General features: G+C 72.0%; 12 protein-coding genes. 11 read left to right on the top strand and 1 reads right to left on the bottom strand.

Features of this window, described 5'->3' with window-relative positions:
* Positions 1–4: 4 nt before the first annotated feature.
* Positions 5–1093 carry a phage late control D family protein gene (locus GQB03_RS19415; protein WP_159692878.1) on the top strand — a complete coding sequence of 363 codons (1089 nt, stop codon included), beginning with the start codon at positions 5–7 and terminating at the stop codon, positions 1091–1093.
* Positions 1094–1109: 16 nt separating this feature from the next.
* Here the strand turns inward: GQB03_RS19415 and GQB03_RS23445 are convergent, their stop codons facing one another.
* Positions 1110–1232 (bottom strand): hypothetical protein, encoded by a 123-nt coding sequence (locus tag GQB03_RS23445; protein WP_268817571.1) that lies wholly within the window; start codon positions 1230–1232, stop codon positions 1110–1112.
* A gap of 30 nt (positions 1233–1262) precedes the next feature.
* On the opposite strand from GQB03_RS23445, the gene GQB03_RS19420 reads away from it, so the two are divergent.
* From GQB03_RS19420 to GQB03_RS19465, 10 genes are all read left to right on the top strand, one after another.
* A complete protein-coding gene (locus GQB03_RS19420) occupies positions 1263–1949 on the top strand; it encodes a phage baseplate assembly protein V (RefSeq protein ID WP_159692880.1) in 687 nt (228 codons plus the stop codon).
* A complete protein-coding gene (locus tag GQB03_RS19425; RefSeq protein ID WP_159692882.1) occupies positions 1946–3718 on the top strand; it encodes a hypothetical protein in 1773 nt (590 codons plus the stop codon). Before GQB03_RS19420 ends, GQB03_RS19425 begins: the two co-directional genes overlap by 4 nt.
* Positions 3715–4116: a GPW/gp25 family protein gene (locus GQB03_RS19430; protein WP_159692884.1), complete on the top strand. Its 402-nt coding sequence runs from the start codon at positions 3715–3717 to the stop codon at positions 4114–4116. Before GQB03_RS19425 ends, GQB03_RS19430 begins: the two co-directional genes overlap by 4 nt.
* A gap of 77 nt (positions 4117–4193) precedes the next feature.
* Entirely contained in the window at positions 4194–6500 is a 2307-nt protein-coding gene (locus tag GQB03_RS19435; protein ID WP_159692886.1) for a baseplate J/gp47 family protein, read from the top strand.
* Positions 6500–9199 (top strand): phage tail protein, encoded by a 2700-nt coding sequence (locus tag GQB03_RS19440; protein WP_159692888.1) that lies wholly within the window; start codon positions 6500–6502, stop codon positions 9197–9199. Before GQB03_RS19435 ends, GQB03_RS19440 begins: the two co-directional genes overlap by 1 nt.
* Positions 9200–9244: 45 nt before the next feature.
* On the top strand, positions 9245–9556 hold the full coding sequence (locus GQB03_RS19445) for a hypothetical protein (protein ID WP_159692890.1): 312 nt from the start codon (positions 9245–9247) through the stop codon (positions 9554–9556).
* 22 nt (positions 9557–9578) lie between these two features.
* Positions 9579–9884 (top strand): hypothetical protein, encoded by a 306-nt coding sequence (locus tag GQB03_RS19450; RefSeq protein ID WP_159692892.1) that lies wholly within the window; start codon positions 9579–9581, stop codon positions 9882–9884.
* The gene (locus GQB03_RS19455) at positions 9881–10858 is read left to right on the top strand and encodes a hypothetical protein (RefSeq protein ID WP_159692894.1); all 978 of its coding nucleotides are present in this window, start codon (positions 9881–9883) and stop codon (positions 10856–10858) included. Before GQB03_RS19450 ends, GQB03_RS19455 begins: the two co-directional genes overlap by 4 nt.
* Before the next feature lie 47 nt (positions 10859–10905).
* Positions 10906–12858, top strand: coding sequence for a hypothetical protein (locus tag GQB03_RS19460; RefSeq protein ID WP_159692896.1), 1953 nt, complete (start codon positions 10906–10908; stop codon positions 12856–12858).
* 25 nt (positions 12859–12883) lie between these two features.
* Positions 12884–17890 carry a hypothetical protein gene (locus tag GQB03_RS19465; RefSeq protein ID WP_159692898.1) on the top strand — a complete coding sequence of 1669 codons (5007 nt, stop codon included), beginning with the start codon at positions 12884–12886 and terminating at the stop codon, positions 17888–17890.
* The last annotated feature ends 3 nt before the right edge of the window (positions 17891–17893 follow it).

Raw genomic sequence — 17893 nt, forward strand, 5'->3', positions numbered from 1 at the left:
CACGATGCCCGTCGAAACCTCCGTCAGCCAGTCCGCCGTCTATCGTGCCAGGCCCACCCTGCGCCTCGCCGGGCAGGAGGATCTGCGCGTCTCGGAGCTGCTGATCGGCATGCGTATCGAGGAATCCGAGGGCGGCATGACGACCGCCGAGCTGCGCTTCTCCAACTGGGCCAGCACCACCGACAATCGCGCCGAATACGCCTTCGAGGACGGCTCGCGGATCACCCTCGGCACCGCCATCGAGGTCTATGCCGGCGACGAGACCCAGGCCCGCGAGCTGTTCCGCGGCGTGGTCAGCGGACTCGAGGCCGAGTTTGTGCAGGGCTCGCCGCCGGAGCTGGTGGTGCTCGCCGAGGATCCGCTGGGCCGTGCCCGCATGGCGCGTCGCAGCAAGGTGTACACCGACATGTCGCCGGCCGACGTGGTCAGCGCGGTCGCCAACGAGCTTGGCCTGCGCCCGAGCGTGACCGGCCTCGCCGAACCGACCGGCACCTGGGCGCAGCTGAACGAGAGCGATCTCGCCTTCCTGCGGCGCCTGGTCGGACGCTTCGACGGCGACCTGCAGATCGTCGGCGAGGAACTCCAGGTGGCGCCGCGCGGCGAGGTGCATCGCGGCGAGCTCACCCTCGAACTTCACGGCCAGCTGGCGCGCGCCCGGGTGGTCGCCGATCTGTCGCAGCAGGTCACCGCGGTGACCACCGCCGGCTGGGATCCGGTGGGCGGCAGCGCGGTCAGCGGCGAGGCCAGCAGCCTCACCCATGGCGGCCCAGGCAGCGGCACCAGCGGCGCCGACTGGCTCGGCCGGGCGCTGGCGGGACGCAGCGAGCATCTCGGCCATCTCGCGGTGGCCACCGACGCCGAGGCGCGGGCGGTTGCCGAAGCGGCCTTCGACCAGCGCGCGCGGCGCTTCGTGCGGCTCGACGGCGTGGCCGAGGGCAACGCCCAGCTGCGGGTCGGCACCACGGTGGCGGTCACCGGTCTGTCGGCGCGCTGGGACAACAGCTACTACGTGGTCGAGGCACGCCACCGCTACGACGTGCGCGCCGGCTATCGCACCGAATTCGTCGGCGAATGCAGTTACTGGGGAGGCTGACAGACATGAAACCGATCTACTGCGCCGGCACCAGGATGGTCCAGACCCGCTCGGCTCCTCGTTGCGTAGTTCCGCTACGCGCCTCGAATCCGACCGGATCTGCCCTCACCCTGGCATCCGGCTCGCTGCGATCGTTCATGCCCGCCAGCCTCCCCGGGGAGGCCTCCTGATGGATCGCGCCCGCAACTTCATGCCCGCGGCTGGGTGGATGCAGTCGGCCTGCCTCGCGAAGGTGGTCGACATCGCCGACCCCGAGCGACTCAACCGGGTGCAGGTGCGCCTGCTGGCCTTCGACGCGGTGGAGGGGCAGGACGCGCCGCTGTGGGCGCGGGTGGTGTGCCCGTTCGCCGGCGCGGATCGCGGGGCCTTCCTGATGCCCGATGTCGACGACGAGGTGCTGGTGGTGTTCCTGCAGGGCGACCCGCGCTATCCGCTGGTGATCGGCGGGCTGTGGAACGGGAGCGCCGCCGCGCCGGCCGAGCTGGGCGACGAGGGCAACCGCTTCAAGCGCATCCGCTCGAAGAACGGCGTCACCGTCACGCTCGACGACCAGCAGGGCCAGGAGCAGCTGGTGCTGGAGACCCCCGGCGGCCAGCGGCTGACCCTCTCCGACGGGCCGGGCAAGGTCACCGTGGAGGATTCCAACGGCAACCAGGTGGTCATGGAGGCGGCCCGCATCAGCATCACCGCCAGCGCCGAGCTCAAGATTGATGCGCCGCAGGTCAAGGTCAGCGCCGGCATGGTCACCGTCGATACCGCGATGGCCAAGTTCTCGGGCGTCGTCAAGTGCGAGGTGTTGCAGGCCACCTCGGTCGTTTCCACCAGCTACACACCGGGAGCGGGAAACATATGGTGAGCCATCACGACGTCATCCTGTCCGCGCCCCGCGACCTTGCCGACAGCGGCGCACCGGCCATCCTGCAACGCAGCGACGAGGATTTCATCGAGGCGGTGCTGGCCAGCCTGCGCGATGCCGAAGGGCGCATCGCCCTGCGCGACAATCTCGCCCGGCCGACCACCATTGCCACCGGCACCGACACCCGGCTGCGCGCCAGGCGCGGTGGCGGGCGCGACCTCTTCAACCGGCTGCGCGCGGCGAGCCGCCAGCTCGGCCTGGCCGGCGGTCGCGTCGCCGAGGCGCCGGCCGCCAGCGACGAAAAGGCGCTGCTCGAGGGCGTCCGTCGCGCCGCCGAGGGCACCCAGGTGCTCAAGCTGTTCCAGCCAATCCAGCGCCAGTTCAACCTGGCCGTGATGGAGGCACGTTGCGATACGCCCGGCGAGCCGCGCATCGACCCGAAGCGGGTGGAGGGCGCCGGCATGGTGATCCGCCGGCTGGTGCGCGACGCCCAGGGACGCGAGGTGAAACAGGGCTGGATGCGGATCGGCGACAATCTCAAGGGCTGGGCGCGCATCGGCACCGCGGCCGACGCCGCGGCCAGCGGCAATCGCCACGACCCCGAGGCACTCCGCCGCCTTGCCCGCCCCGGCACCGGCCAGCCGGTGCTCGACCGGCAGGTCACCGCGCTGCTCGCCGCCCAGGACGATGCCTTGCTCAACGAGTCGGTGGTGCCAATGTTCGTGGCGCCGCCCGACGTCTGCAAGGCCGCCGCGGCGACGCTGTTCTACGGCCTGATCCCGACCACCAGCAGCGAGAAGGCCGAGGGCGGCGCGCCGCAGTTCGACGACGCGGCCTTCGGCCCGACCACCGCGGACTTCAGGAACCATCTGGTCGGCCCGCTGCGCGGTCTTGCCGACAGCTTCCCGCGGCCGGGCCGCGCGCTGACGCCGGACCTCGCCACGATTGCCGGCAACGCGGCCGACACCGACCGCAACGCGATGAAGCGCCTGCTGCTCCTGCTGCGCCAGCTGGCGGTCGAGTTCGACGCCTTCGGCGACAGCGCCGAGGCCGACGCCCTGATGACCCAGCTCAACGCCATCGGCCTGCCGCTTGCCGACGCCGCCGGCAAGCCGATCGAGGGCAGCCGCCCGGCCGGCGACTTCCTGGCCGCGGCGGCGCGCATCCTGCTGAACGAGGAATCGGTCTCGCCGGCGCCGACCATGCCGGCCGGCTGGCCTGAGCTCGACACCACCACCCGCGACCTCCTCGCGCGGGCGCTGTCGGCCTGCCTGCAGCTGCGTTTCGAGGCGGTCAGCGGCATGGCCGGGCGCTTCGACGACCCCGAGGCGCGCTACGTGCTGCGCGCCTTCGTACGGCTCAAGCCGGAGGGCAGCTGCCCGGCCCGCACCGTGTGGGGCGACTACAGCCCGGCCTTCGTGATCGCGCCCTGGTACGAGGGCAGCGGCGCGCCGCCGGTGCAGATCGCGATGCCCGACCCGGCCGACAAGGACATGCTCGCCAAGCTCAAGCCCAACGTTGCGTTCACCGTGCCGGCCTCGATGCAGAACCTGCTCAGCGGCGATCCGCTCGACCTGATGGACGGCAAGAAGCCCGCCGACAGCGGCCTCAAACTGGGCTGGATCTGCAGCTTCAACATCCCGATCATCACCATCTGCGCCTTCATCGTGCTGAACATCTTCCTGTCGCTGTTCGACCTGTTCTTCAGATGGATGATGTTCATCAAGATCTGCATCCCCTTCCCGAAGAAGGGGGGAGGTGAGTCATGAGCGCCAGCCAGCTTCCGCGCCCGCTCCTCGGCTGGCCGCTGTTTGCGGTACCTGACGAGCATGGCCAGCTCGACTGGCCCGATCTCGAGGCCAGCGTGCGCCAGGGCATCCGCGTGATCCTCAGCACCCGCCCCGGCGAGCAGCTGATGCGTCCCGAGTTCGGCGCCGGACTCGACCGCCTGCTGCACGCCCCCAACACCCTCGCCACCCGGCGCCAGATCCGCGACTGGGTGATGGATTCGCTCGGCCGCTGGGAGCGCCGCATCCTGCTCGACCGGGTGGAGGTGCTCGAAGTGCCCGACAAGCCCGCCGACCTGCGGGTGGAAATCGCCTATCGGCTGGCCCGCTCCGGCACGCCCGCAGCGCTGGCCGTGACCGTTCGACTGGAGGAAGGCTGAAATGACACGACCCCCAGGCTTGACAACAATGCCCGCCAGCGGCCCGGCCGCGCGGGCCATCCGGCAGGAGGCCTGACATGCCCATCCTGCCCCCGCGCCTCGACGACCGCAGCTTCGACGACCTGCTCGAAGACCTGCTCGCCCGTATCCCGGCCCACACGCCGGAATGGACCAACCCGCGCCTCGGCGACCCCGGCCGCACCCTGCTCGAGCTGTTTGCCTGGCTCGGCGATGCGCTGCTGTACCGGGTCAACCTGATCCCCGAACGCCAGCGGCTGGTCTTTCTCAAGCTGCTCGGCCAGGGCCTGCGTCCCGCCCAGCCGGCCGCAGGCATCGTCAGCCTGGCCTTCGCCCAGCCCACCGAGCTCTCCGGGGTGACGCTGGCCGCCGGCGCGCGCATCAAGGCCCCGGTGCCCTTCGAGACCCTGGCCGAGACCACGCTGCTGCCGGTCAGCGCCGAGGCCTGGTACAAGCAGCCGCTGCCCGACAGCGACGCCGCGCGCATGGAGGCGGTGATTGCCGGCCTGCAGAAGGTTCATCGCATCGACGGTGCGGCCAGGGGCTATCTCGCCACGCCGCTGTTCGAAGGCGGCCGGGCGGCCAGCGGCGACGGTGTCGACGTGTTTGCCGCGAGCGCCGACAAGGCCCTGTGGCTGGCGCTGCTGGCGCCGGCCGCGCCGCGTCCCGACCAGCAGGCCGCCACCAACGAGGCCGCCCGTTCCGCGCTGGGCGGCGGCGACAGCGGCGCCACCGCGATGCTGTCGGTCGGCGTGGTGCCGGCCATCGCCGCGCCGGCGCTGTTCGAGGAGGTTGGCCCGCGCGCCCGCGTGCCGGTGTTGTGGGAGGTGGTGACGCAGGGCGCCGACGGCGTGAACGCCGACTACCTCACCATCGAGCCCTTCCCGGGCGACGCCAACGACACCACCGCGGGACTGACCCGCCCGGGCGTGCTGCGCCTGCCGATGCCCGACGAGTCGCTGATATGGGCGCCGGCCAACGACGTCGGCGAGAACCCGCGCGCCGGGGTGGGCGACAACCCGCCGCGCCTCGACGACCCGGACAAGGCCGCCCGCCTGGTCGGCTGGCTGCGCCTGCGGCCCAAGCCCGGCAGCGGCGTGGGCAGTCTCAAGCTGGCCTGGGTGGGCATCAACGCCGCCGCGGTGGACCAGCGCACGACGCTCTCGGGGCGGGTGCTCGGCGTATCCACCGGCGCTGCCGACCAGGTCTTCAGCCTGCCGGCCGGCTCGGTCGATGCCGCCACCCTGCAACTCCAGGTCGAGGAAGCGGGCCGCGGTTACCAGCCCTGGTCCCGCGTCGACGACCTCGCCGCGATCTCGGCCGATGCGGTGGTGGCGCGCGAGGCGGCGGTGTTCGAGCTCGACGCCGAGGCCGGCACGCTGCGCTTCGGCGACGGTGTGCGCGGTCGCGTGCCGGAGCGTCAGATGCGCATCCGGCTGGCGTATGGTCGTTTCGGTGGCGGACGTGCCGGCAACCTGCCGGCGGACAGCCTCAGCGAGGTTTCCTCGGCCCGGCTGGTCGGCGCGCCGCGGCCGATGCCCGGCATCAAGGTCGCCCAGCCGCTCGCCACCGAGGGCGGCGAGGATGCCGAAACCTTGGCGCGCGCCGAGAAGCGCATCCCCGCGCTGCTGCGCCATCGCGAGCGCGCGGTCACCGCCGACGATTACCGCCGGCTCGCCCAGGAGGTGCCCGGCACCGACGTGGCGCGGGTCGAGGTGATGCCGCGCTTCAAGCCGCGCGAACGGCGTTTCGACGTGCCCGGCGTGGTCAGCGTGATGGTGCTGCCGGCGCAGGCCTTCGGCAAGGCGCCCAACCCGCGGCCGGACCGGCCCTTCATCGAGCGCGTTCATGCCCACCTGTCGGTGCGCACGCCGCTCGCCACCGAGCTCTATGTGATCGGCTGCGAATACGTGCCGCTGGGCGTCTCGGTGGGGGTCACGATCCGCGACGGCTTCGGCCGCGAGGCGGTGCTCTTCGAGCTGCGCGAAGCGCTGCGCCGCCTGCTCTGGCCGCTGCCGCCCTATGGGCCGTCCGGTGCCGGCTGGCCGCTGGGCAGGACAGTGCGCGAGCGCGAGCTGGAGGTGGAGGTCTCGCGGGTGGCCGGCGTGGCCGAAGTGGGCGGCATCAACCTGTTCGAGCGGGCCGAGATCGATGGCAAGGCCAGCTGGCGCCTGCTGACCCGCAACACTGCCGACGGGACCCAGTCGCTGTCGCTCTCGCCCTGGCAGCTGCCCGAGCTGCTCAGCGTGGTGGCGGTGGATAACCCCGCCGGCAGCGGCGGCGCGCCGGGCGATCTTTCGGCGGTGCCCAATCCCTTCGCCGACGATACCGCGGTGGCGGTGCCGGTCGTGCCCGAGGTGTGCTGATGGACGCCAACGGACAACGCTTCTGGCTGCTTGCCGACGATGCCCACTGGCCGGGCCGGGCTCATGTGGAGTATCGCGCCGGCTGCCGGGCGCTGCGTCTCGCCAGCGAGCGGACCCTGTCGGCGCCACCGGCCGACGCGGCGGCGATTGCAGCCTCGGCGCTCGAGCGGTTGCCGCGCGCGGTGGACCGCCAGGGCGCGACGGCGCGTTGGGATGAAGCGCAAATGGCCATCGTCGTCACCAGCCACCTGCCCGAGCCGGCGATCCTGCTGCCGCTCGCCGAGCGTCCGCTGGACTTCGCCGCCGGCTTCGACGACGTGCTCTACGTGGCGCTCGCGGAACGCCTGCTGCTGCACGACCTGCGCGGCCGCTGGCCGGACACCGTGCTGCCCACCCCGGGCTTCCAGGCCTGGCGGATCGCCGCCGATCCTGCCGGCGGCGCATGGCTGCTGGAGCGCGCCAGCGGGCGCCTCGGGCGGCTCAGCGGTTGCGTGCAGCCGGCCCGCCCGGCCGCCGATTACGCGCACACCACCTTCCGCCCAGCTCCCGAGAATCCCACGCCGCCAACGCTGAGGCTGTTCGACGGCGTCTCCTGGCCGGCCGGTGAGCGGCCGCAGTCGCTGGCGCTGGCGAGCGACGGCACGCTGGCGCTGCTGTCGTGGTTCGGCGATGGCGAATCGCGGCTGCGCCTGTTCGATCGCCGGCTCGGCCGGCTCGGTGCCGTGCAGACGCTCGACGGCGCGCTGTTCGCGTATTCCATCGACTGGCTCTCCGAGGGGCGCATCGCGGCGCGGCTGCCCGGTCGTCGCGACGCGCCGGTGTGGGTGCCGCGCCTCGCACCTGCCGCTGCGCTCACCCTGCGTCCGGCCGGCGACATCTATCCGCTCGCCGCCGAAGCCGAGGAGGCGCCCTTCGCCCATCGGCTCGACGATCCGCCGTGCTATCCGCTGGCCGGCGGCAGCGTCGAACCGCTCTACCGCCTGTCGGTGTCGAACCTCGCCCGGCGCGGCGAGGCCGCGAACTTCAGCGGTGGCACGATCCACCTGATCGACAGCGGCGACCAGCAGACCATATGGCACCGGCTCTATGCCGAAGCCCGCTTGCCGGCCGGTTGCGGGATGCTGGTGTGGCTGGCGACCAGCGCCGAGCCGAGCCAGGCCGGGGTGCTCGAATGGCACGCCCACCAGTTCGGCGAGCTGCCTGCAGACGCACGGCCCTTCGGGGCGGTGCCGCGGGCGGCCTGGGAGCGCCAGCCCTCCGAGCTGCCCGGCCACCCGGGCCTGGGCGCCTGGGGCGCGCCCGAGGCAGGTCGCGCCGGGCTGTGGAGCGCCCTGATCCAGCGCGCCGCGCACCGCGTGCGGGCGCTCAGCGGGCGCTACCTGTGGGTGCGGGTGAGCTTCTTCGGCGACGGTCGCGACTCGCCCGAGCTTGCCGCGCTGCGTGCCTGGGGCTCGCGCTTTTCATATCGCGACCAGTACCTGCCGCGGCTCTATCGCGAGACCGAATACGGTGCCGCGGCCGAATCCCCGGGCGTCAAGGTAGCTGCGCTCGATGCCCTGCTGGCCGCGGAGCTCGATGCGACGAGCGTGCCCGACGCGCTGCGCAGCACGCTGTCCCTTGGCGATTCGGCGAGCGTGACGGTACTGGCGGCCGGCAGCCTGTGGCAGCTGCGCGATGGCGCAGCTGGCTGGATCCTCCGGCTCGAGGCGGGGGCGATCAGTGTCTATCGTCCGCAGGCCACGCCGGCGGATTTCCTCGAGCGCCTGCTCGGCAACGTCGAGGGCGTGCTCACCCCGCTCGAGGATCGTGCCGCCGCCGCCCATCTGGCCAGCGACCCGGTGGTGGCCCCGCAGGAATCGCTTGACTGGCTCGGCGGCTGGCTCGGCGTGGCCTTCGACGCGGCCCTGCCCGAGGCGCGCCGGCGCGAATGGCTGGCCCGCTCGAGCGAACTGGCGCGCTACCACGGCACCAGCCGCGGGCTGCGCCTCGCGCTCGACATCGCCACCGACGGCGGCGTGCGTGGCGGCGAGATCGTGCTGCTCGAGGGTTTTCGCATGCGCCGCCTGATGAGCACGCTGCTGGGCGTCAATCTCAACGTCGAGGACGACCCGCTGCTGCCCGGGCTGATCATCAGCGGCAACTCGGTGGTCGGCGACACCCTGATCCTCGGCGAGGCCGAGCGGGTCGAATTGCTGGCGCTGTTCCGCGACGAGCTGGTGTCGAGCGCCGAGCACGACGCGGTGCTGGCCTTCTACGACAAGCTCGCCTTCCGCGCGATGGTGCTGGTGCACCAGAGCGTCGAGCCGCAGGACCTCGGCCTGATCCGCCGCATCGTCGAGCTCGAATCGCCGGCCCATGTCGAGGTTCAGGTCGAGACCGCGACCTGGCCGCTGCTGGTCGGCATCGCCAGCCTGGTCGGCGTCGATACCTGGCTCGGCCCACCGCGCGAACGCACCCCGGCGCGGGCGGACGTGAGCAGTCTCGGCAATGGCGACTACGTGCTCGGGGTCGGCAGCCTCGATCCGCGGCTGTCGGGCGCCACCACGCCGCTGCTGAGCGTCCCGGCCGGCGCGCCGGTGGCCGATGCGGGGCCCGACATGACCGTCCCGCACGGCCGCAGCTTCGTGCTCGACGGCGGCGGCTCGATCGCCCCGCCGGGCGGTCGCATTACCGAATACCGATGGCGCCTGGTCGACTAGGCGCCCCCGTCAAGAGCCCGTCACCCCTCACCCAAGGAGCCCATCATGGCCGAGTTCATCATCAACAAGGAAGTCAAGACCGACACCCCCACCGTCGAGGTCACCCTGTCCGTCGACAAGCCGCTGGCGCTCGGGCGCCACACCTTCCGCCTGGTGGTGGTCGACGACTCGGGCAATATCTCGGTCCCCGACGAGGTGGTGGTGATCGTCGCCGATACCACCAACCCGACCGCGGTGATCAGCGGGCCGCGCACCGCCGCCTTCGGCAACAGCTTCAATCTCGATGGTTCCAAGTCCTTCGATGCGGGCGGCGGAAAGGTCGTGACCTACCTGTGGACCTACATGGGCCAGGGCTGAGCGCCGGGCCGGAGTCGCCGCGATGACCACCTTCGTCAAGGGCCGCGCCGTCAAGACCGCCGAGGCGGTGGTGACGGTCGATGCCGGCCTCGCCGTCGGCACCCACCGCTTCCAGCTGGAGGTGGTGACCAGCGACGGCCGCAGGAGCGCGCCGGTCGCGGTGGACGTGGTGGTCTCGCGGCTGCTGGTGGTCGATCCGCTGCCGCCGATCGTCACCCGGCCGACGGTGCTCACCGATGTGGTCACGCCGATCCGCAGCCCGGCCAGGCCACGCAAGCCCAGCACGCCCCGCGCACGCAAACCCGCAAAAACCAGGAGCGAAACATGAACAGCCCCCTTCGCCCGCCCACCGACGATCCACTCTACGCGCTGCCCGATGCCTCGCGGCCGCACTACGCCACTGGCATGCTGCTTGACGCCGGCGATTTTGCCGACGAGCAGACCTACCACCGCAACCGTCTCGCCCGCGCACTGGCCTTCGCCAGCGGTGCCGGCGCGCGGCGCCTCCCCGACGGTCTCGATCCCGACACGGCCGGTGCGGCGGGGCTGTTCGGCGGCGGTACGCTGGCTGGCCTGCGGGTGCGCCAGGTGCCCGCCGCGGGGGATGCGGTGGAGGAGATTCGCATCGCCCCGGGCCTCGCGGTCGACCGGCTCGGCCGCCTGGTGGAAGTGCCGCGCGCGGTGTGCCTACGCGTTACCCGCTGGTTCGATGGCGAACTGGCAGGCGACGGCGGTGACGGGCTGCGCCTCGCCGCGCTCGACAACCCGCAGCGTTTCGCCAGCGCGCGCCTCATCGCCGACGGCCCGGCGCTGCCGGCCCGGGCGGTCATCGCAGACGTCTTCGTGCGCTTCGTGACCTGCCGTCAGGCGCTCACTCCGGCCTTCGCCAGCGGCCCCTTCGACGCCCTCGACGCGGTGCAGACCTCGCGTCTGCGCGATGCCTACGAGGTGCATCTGGTGCTGCGCGGTGACGGTCTCGACGATGACTTCAACGGCCTGCCGCAGCAGGACCGCGATCTCTCCGCGCTGAGCCCGGCCGAGCGCCGCGACGCGCTGCTCGACGCGGTGCTCGACGGCTGGCCGGACAACGCCGGCAACAGCAGCGCGGCGGGCGAGCTGCCCGCACCGCCGGGACACCCGCCCGGCCTCGACCCGACCGCGGTGTTCCTCGCGCGGGTGTTCGTGCCGGTGGCTGCCGGCAACCCGCCCGCACGCAGCGGCGATGCGATCGTCGACAACGGCGGCAGGCGGGTGTTGCCGCACCTCGGGATGCTCGCCGGCGCACTCGGAGCGGGCGGATGAACAGCAAGCAACATTGGCGCTCGAGATTGCGCCGTGGAGGATGAGCCATGAACCTGACCACTGGTGAAAGCCGCCAAACCCTCGCCGCCGACGAGGTCGCGACGCTCAGGGGCGCCGGCGTGCTGATCGAGGATCCGCGTCGCGAACGGCCACGCTATTTCGACGGACGCTTCCTCGCCGCGCGGGATCTGATACGCGACCAGCAATACATCCTCACCCGCGAGGCCGACCTCGGCCAGGCGGCCGGCAGCGGTGTGGCGAGCGGTCTCGAAGTGGAGCGCGGCAGCGCCGGCGACCGGCTGAACGTCACCGCCGGCTACGGCGTGACGCCGGCCGGCGAGCTGGTGCTGTTGCCACGGGCGATCGAGCTGCGCCTGGCCGACATCCCGCGTGCCGAGCAGCTCTCGGCCCGCTTCGGCCTCGGCAAGCTGCCGCAACCGCCGCTGCGCAGCCGTACCGGCCTGTTCGTGCTGGCGCTGCGGCCGGTCGAATACACCGACAACCCCACCGGCGCCTATCCGACCTCGATCACCGGTCAGCGCACCGTCGAGGACGGCGACGTGGTCGAAGCCACCGCGGTGGTGCTGGTGCCGTGGCAGGACGATGGCGCCGCCGACGCGCTGGACGCCCGCCGCAGCCGCGCCGCGGCCACCATCTTCGCCGGCGACGGCGTGCGCGGCCTGTCCGCCAATGTGCTGCCGCTGGCCATGCTGGCACTGTCCAACAACGTGGTGGCATGGATCGACGAGGCGATGGTGCGGCGCGAACTGGGCGCCGACCGCGCCGACCTGCCGGGCCTTGGCCATGCCCCGCGCGCGCTGCGCCTCGCCCACCTGATCCAGCACCAGATGCAGCTCGCCGACATCCTCATCGCCAACGGCGGGCGCGGCTTCGCGGCGCACGAGCAGTTTTCGGTGCTGCCCTCGGCCGGCCCGATCCCGGCCGGCATGATCGACACCAGCGACTTCACCCAGCGTTACTTCCCGCCCGAGATGGCGGTGGATTTCTCGATCATCCCCGAGGACGAGTTGCCAGCCCTGGTGGAGGAGGCCCTGTTGCTGCCGCCGATCGACCTGGAAGCGCCTTCGGCGACCCTCGAATCGACCTCGATCCTGCTGCTGGCGCCGGTCCCGCGCAACGAGTGGCGCGCGGTGAGCAATCGCCTGACGACCCGCCCGCTGACCCTGCGACCCGCCGCGATCAACCTTGTGGCCACCCGCAAGCCGCTCGAGATCCTGCAGCAGCTACGTATTCCAAGATTGCCGCCGGTGGTCGTCCCGAGCGACCCGTCCTCCGCCGAGTGGGCGCGGCTCGCGGCCTTGCCCAACCTGTGGTTCGTGCGCCGTCGCAACCTCGCCTATCGCGACGATCTCGCCGGCGAGGCGATCCGCGTGGCCGGACGCGACACCGCTGATGCCGCAGCGCCACGGCTCGCCGCGCTGGGTCTCGACACGGCCGCCAACCGGGTGCTCGAACGCGCCACCCCGCGCGCTGCGCTGGAAGTACAGAGCTTGCTGGCGAGTCCGCGTTTTGCCGAGTCGCCGACCCTCACCGCGGCTGCACTGGGCGAACTCGGCCAGGCGACGACGCTCGACCAGGCCGCGGTGCTGCGGGTCGCCGCAAACATGTCGGCGCCAGGCGTGGGAGACGGCCTGACCCGGCTTGAACGCGCCCGGCCAGACACCGTGCCGAGCAAGACCGCGCTCAAGGCCATGGCCGAAGGCTGCGACTGGCGCAGCGCCGACACTGCGGCGGCGACCGTGCGTGGGGCCGAGTTGTCCGGCATGGCGCGAACCGTGCTGCGCCCGCAGCCGGTCAAGCCCGCGGCGCCAGCGGAGCCCGCGCCTGCGCCGCGTGCCGCAGCCCGCAAGGCCAGCGCCGCGGCGGTGACCGGCCCTGGCGAAAAGGCCGCCACCACGCCGTCGGGCAAGCGCCGCAAGGCCGCGCCCGCGGCAGCGAAACCCGCGCCCGCCACAAAAACGAAGGGCGGTCGCAAATGATCGAGCGGATTGAAGGAGGTGGATCGTGAGCATCACCCCGATCGACAGACCCCTGCCCGGCGAGCACATCGTCGGACTCGCGCCGGAAGATGCCGCCGACGCCAGCCGCTGGTGGCTGCGCCGGCCGCACCTGTTCGCCGGCCGCACCCTCACCGGCCCGACCCTCTCGGCGCGCCAGGACTGGGGCGCCCGCCACATCGCGCTGCGCGGCCAGGCCTTCACGCCGGGCGTGGTGCGCGGGCTCGAAGCCGCGATGTCCGGCAACGCCGGCGGCCTGGCGACGACCCGGCTGGCGCTCATGCAGGGCCAGGGCCTGAGCATCGATGGAGAGGACGTGCGCGTACTGCAGGCGCTCGAGGTCGCGCTGGCCGACCTGCCGGTGGTGGCTGATCCGTCGGTCTTCGCCGGCATGGGTGGTGCCGGCGGCGGTGGCGGGAGTATCGCCGCGAAGGTGGTCGGACCGACCCTCGGCGCGGTGGTGGCGGCCGACGCCGAGGCCTTGCCGCGGGCCGGCATCCTGCTATTGCAGCCGGTCACCGCCGATCGCATCGGCGAGTTCGACCCGACCGATCCGTGCTCGCTGGAGGGTTGCGGAAACGGCAACGTGATCGCCTTCGAGGACTGGCGCATCGGCGATGCGGCACGATTGCTGTGGTACGCCTGGCCGGAAGAATTCGTGAGCCTGCCGGCGATGCCGCCGGGCGCGCCGGGGCGCTGGCGTAACGATCTGGCGTGGCGCGTCTTCGACGCCGAACGCATGCTCGGACCGGACGATCTGCTGCCCTGGGAGGCGTTTGGCGTGCCGCTCGCGCTGGTCGGCTGCGATGCCGCCTGGGCGCCGCTCTTCCTCGACCGTGCGAGCGTGGTGCGCAGCGGCGGACGCGCGCGCTACGGGCGCATGGGTGGTGCCGCCGACGGGCTCGGCATCCACTGGCGCCTGCCGGCGCTGTGGCAGGCCCGCTTCGAGCAGCTTGCCGAGCAGATCGCCGCGGCTGGCGACCCGGTGCCCGACGCGGCGACACTGGCCGCCGACTACGCGCACCTGCCGCCATTCGGCTTGCTGCCCGCACACGTGGTCGATCTCGAGGCCATGTCGAGCGATTTCTTCCCCGTCGGCTTCACCCTCGATGCCGTGCCGCTGCCGACCGAGCAACTCGACGCGGCGCTGGCCGAGGCTGCCTCGCTGGCGCCGCTCGACCTCTCGCTGGGCGAGCGGGTGCGGCTGTTGGTGCCGGTGCCGCAGGCGGTGTTCGAGCCGCGCCTGCTGATCCGCGAGATCATCGATCCCGAATTCGCTGCCACCCTGGCAGCCTTCCAGCTGCAGCGCGCGCGCGCGCTCGGCGCCCGCCAGGGGCTGCGTACCCGCGCCGCGGTGCTGGCCCGCGCGATCAGCGGCAAGGTGCTGCCGGTGCCGGCGATCGCCGACGATCCCGAGGCACTGGAGACCGAATCGCTGTCGCCCTGGGGTCCGCCGCCGGCCGGTGGCGGTCACCGCTCGGCACTGCGCGCCGGGGTGCACCAGCATTTCTTCGAGGCTGCCACCGAGACCCTGGCGGTCGCGACTGGCGATCACCTCTTCGCCTGGGTCTATCTCGATCCTGCCAATCCGCCGCGCAGCCTGATGCTGCAGTGGCATGCCGGCACCTGGGACCACCGCGCCTACTGGGGCGAGAATCTCATCGACTGGGGCGCGGACGGTACGGTGTCGCGGGCCCACGCGGGCGATCTGCCCGAGCCCGGCGAGTGGGTGCAGCTTACGCTGCCTGCCTCGCTGGTCGGGCTCGAAGGCCTCGCGGCCGACGGCATGGCCTTCACGCTCTACGACGGCCAGGCGGCCTTCGCGATGACCGGTTCGATCGGCGCCAGCGGCGCGCCCAACAAGTGGTTCTGCAGCGTGCTGCCCACCGCCGCGCAGCAGAACGGCGACGAGCGCTGGGACTTCATGACCCACAACGACCTATGGGCGCCGTTCGAGGTCTCCGCTGCGGTGCTGCCGGTCGACGGCTCCGGCGCGCCCGCCGGCGGCGGCCACACCGAGCCGCCGATGGCCGGGTTGCACCAGCATTTCTTCGAGAATGCCACCAGCACCTTCACGCCGGCGGCGGGCGAGCGCCTGTTCGTGTGGGCCTACATCGATCCGGACAATCCGCCGGCCCAGCTGATGCTGCAATGGCGTACCGGTGCGAGCTGGGAACATCGCGCCTACTGGGGCTTGAGTCGCATCGGCTGGGGCGTCGAGGGTGCGGCCTCGCGCAGGCGCATCGCGGCGATTCCGCGGCCCGGCCGCTGGGTGCGGCTCGAGGTGCCGGTGGACGCCACCAGCGGGGTCGACCTCGCCGGGGTGGCGCTCAACGGCATGGCCTTCACCTTCTTCGACGGCAGCGCCGCCTTCGGCGCGGCCGGGGCGCTCAGCGCGGCCAACGTCGAGCGGGTGTGGTTCTCCGGCAGCCTGCCGGCCGGCGCCCAGCAGCGCGGCATCTGGCAGATGCTGGCGGCGCGTGACCTGCGTGCGCCGACCACCGCGGCGATCAACGGCCAGGTGGATGCCGCGCTGCGGCTCTATGACAACCCGGCGCTCGGCCATCTTTCGGAGCAGGAGCGCTACCAGATTTTCCAGCGCGGGCTGGAGGGCTTCATCGCCTATCTGAAGAGCCGCGCCGATCGCGCCGACGACCTGGTCGACTACAACTTCGTCAAGGTGCAGACCGACATCTACCGCGTGCGGCAACTGGTGCTCGGCACCACTGCGGCCACGCGGCTGGCGATCTCGCCGGCGCTGGCCAGCATCGCCCAGGCCGAGACTGCGGTAGCCTCGACCGAGCGGATCTCGGGTTTCTTCAGCGAGCTGAAGGGAAGCACCACAGACGCGAGCCAGCCGCTGGGTGCGGCGCCACGCGGCGGCGCTGCGCCGGCCGCGGCCGCGCCGAGCGCTTCCGGCACTGGCGGTACGGTAGACACCGCCGGCAGCATCTCGACCGCCGCCGCGCGCGCCGGTACCAGCGCACTGCTGCTGGGCGGGCAGACTTTCGGGACGACCGTCGGCACCCAGACGCTCGATCTCGGTACCAAGAGCAACCAGGTGCTGCTGCAAGGCGAGACGCTCAAGTTCAACGTCGCGGACACCTCGCTGATCGACACCAACACCGCGGTGCGCGATTCGACCACCGCCAAGCTGGTGCTCGGCTCGACCTCTTTCGTGCCCGCCGACATCACCAATGCGGCACCACTGATCGGCAAGGCCGAAGTGCGCACGGTGAGCATCGCCGAACGGCTCGAGGCGCCCAAGGCCAACGAGGCCAAGGACTACACTACCTCGACCCGCTACGAGGCGGTGCGTGGCCTGATCGCGCTGGCCGACACGCTCGAGGCCGAGGATGGCGGCGACGAAGCGGGGCTGTTCGAGGGCGTGGTGTTCCACGGCGTGCGCGGCGATCCAGCGCTGTTCTATGACACCGAGGTCGAGGTCGGTAATCCCGACCGGCCGCTGCCGGTGGTCGACAGCACCGACCCGAACGACCAGAACACGCTCAACAACCTGCGCCGCAGCCTGCCGCTGCGCACCGTGCTGGCCGAGCGCTGGCGCCTGCCGCTGATGCTGCAGGCACCGCGGCGCAGCAAGGTGGATGAGTCGGCCTACTTCTCGGATGGCGCCGACCTGTCCGACAACACCGTGGCGCTGATGCGCCAGCTCGAAGGCCGCATCAAGCTCTACCGCGACGCGATCAGCCTGAGCCAGTCGCTGCTCGACAGCCTGCGCAAGCAGGCGGTGGCGCTCGACCAGCGCATCCAGGCGGTGGGCGAGGATCTCGCCGAGGCCCGTCACGACGTGGCGGTGACCCGCGCGCTGATCGCCGAGGAGGAGGCGCGCCTCGCCGCGATCAATGACCGCCGCGCACAGATCCTGCGCGACCACGTCAGGTTCATCGCCTACCAGCGCCCGCGCGAGGCCGAGCTCATCAGCACGGCGCCGATGCGCCAGCTCGATCCCGGGCTGCTCGAGGCGCCGGTGCCGGCCTGCCTCAAGGCCCACCAGGACGCGCCCGACGAACTCGCCGACCTGCTCGCGGTGGTGCGCGAGGCGCCCTCGCGCTGGTTCGCCGCGGTGCCGGCGCTGCTCGACAAGCTCGACCGTGTGGACCTGCTGGTCAAGACCATGCAGTCGGCCCAGCTGCGCAGCCAGATCCTCAACCTGCGGGTGGCGGCGAAGCCTGCCACGGTGGCGGTCAAGGGGGTGGCGGGTGCGATCGCCGCGTTGCAGGGCAAGCAGCTTGCCTCGGTCCAGCAGTTGCGGGTGGCCGCCACCCGCATCGATCCGGTGCTGATCGGAAATCTCGGTTGGCAGGGCGCCCGCAGCGAGGCCGAAAAGGTGGTGTCGCTGGGCGACCTCATCGACGGCGAACATGGCAGCGGCCTGGTGGCGAGCCGTGCGGCCGCGGTATTCGAGAGCATCTCGCGCATCGCCGCCTGCCTGCACGAGGCTTTCTCCGGCGTGCTCCCGTCGATCCGCCTCGACTGGGCCGAGCGCCTGTCGCAGTTCGACGCCACGCCGCGGCTGCGCAACCTGGCCGGCCTGCCGCGCTGGGGCGAGCTCGACTACGAGACCCGACGTGAGCTGCAGGCCTTTGCCGACTGGTTGTTTGGACAGATGAAGAGCGGCGACAGCGAGGCCGAGTCGCTCATGAACGACGTGGTGCACATGTGCCTGCTGCTGGCCAGCCATGCGTCGGTCAATCGCATCGTCTCGGGCCGCCTGCCGGCGCCGGTCACCGCGGTGCCGGGCATCCGCCTGCCGATCCGCGTCACCGACGGGCTCAAGCTGCGGGTCGGCATGCAGGCGCTGGTCTACCAGGCCGACCGGGTGGTGGCGCGGGCGCGCGTCGACGACCTCGCCAGCAGCGAAGTGTCCACCACGGTGCTGCATGTCGAGGGCAATCGGCTCGAGCTCGCCGCCGAGACGCGGGTGCAGTTCGTCGCTGCCGACAGCCCGGTGGCGATGAGCAGCGCGCGGCTCGCCAGCGTCAAGATCAGGTAGGCC

The organism is Cognatazoarcus halotolerans, assembly GCF_009800965.1.
GTDB lineage: Bacteria > Pseudomonadota > Gammaproteobacteria > Burkholderiales > Rhodocyclaceae > Cognatazoarcus > Cognatazoarcus halotolerans.

What these genes read in the sequence shown, in the direction of transcription:
- GQB03_RS19445 (WP_159692890.1), top strand. Translation starts at nt 9,245, where the DNA reads ATGGCCGAGTTCATCATCAACAAGGAAGTCAAGACCGACACCCCCACC.
- GQB03_RS19440 (WP_159692888.1), top strand. Translation starts at nt 6,500, where the DNA reads ATGGACGCCAACGGACAACGCTTCTGGCTGCTTGCCGACGATGCCCAC.
- GQB03_RS19455 (WP_159692894.1), top strand. Translation starts at nt 9,881, where the DNA reads ATGAACAGCCCCCTTCGCCCGCCCACCGACGATCCACTCTACGCGCTG.
- GQB03_RS19415 (WP_159692878.1), top strand. Translation starts at nt 5, where the DNA reads ATGCCCGTCGAAACCTCCGTCAGCCAGTCCGCCGTCTATCGTGCCAGG.
- GQB03_RS23445 (WP_268817571.1), bottom strand. Translation starts at nt 1,232, where the DNA reads ATGAACGATCGCAGCGAGCCGGATGCCAGGGTGAGGGCAGATCCGGTC.
- GQB03_RS19435 (WP_159692886.1), top strand. Translation starts at nt 4,194, where the DNA reads ATGCCCATCCTGCCCCCGCGCCTCGACGACCGCAGCTTCGACGACCTG.
- GQB03_RS19420 (WP_159692880.1), top strand. Translation starts at nt 1,263, where the DNA reads ATGGATCGCGCCCGCAACTTCATGCCCGCGGCTGGGTGGATGCAGTCG.
- GQB03_RS19430 (WP_159692884.1), top strand. Translation starts at nt 3,715, where the DNA reads ATGAGCGCCAGCCAGCTTCCGCGCCCGCTCCTCGGCTGGCCGCTGTTT.
- GQB03_RS19450 (WP_159692892.1), top strand. Translation starts at nt 9,579, where the DNA reads ATGACCACCTTCGTCAAGGGCCGCGCCGTCAAGACCGCCGAGGCGGTG.
- GQB03_RS19460 (WP_159692896.1), top strand. Translation starts at nt 10,906, where the DNA reads ATGAACCTGACCACTGGTGAAAGCCGCCAAACCCTCGCCGCCGACGAG.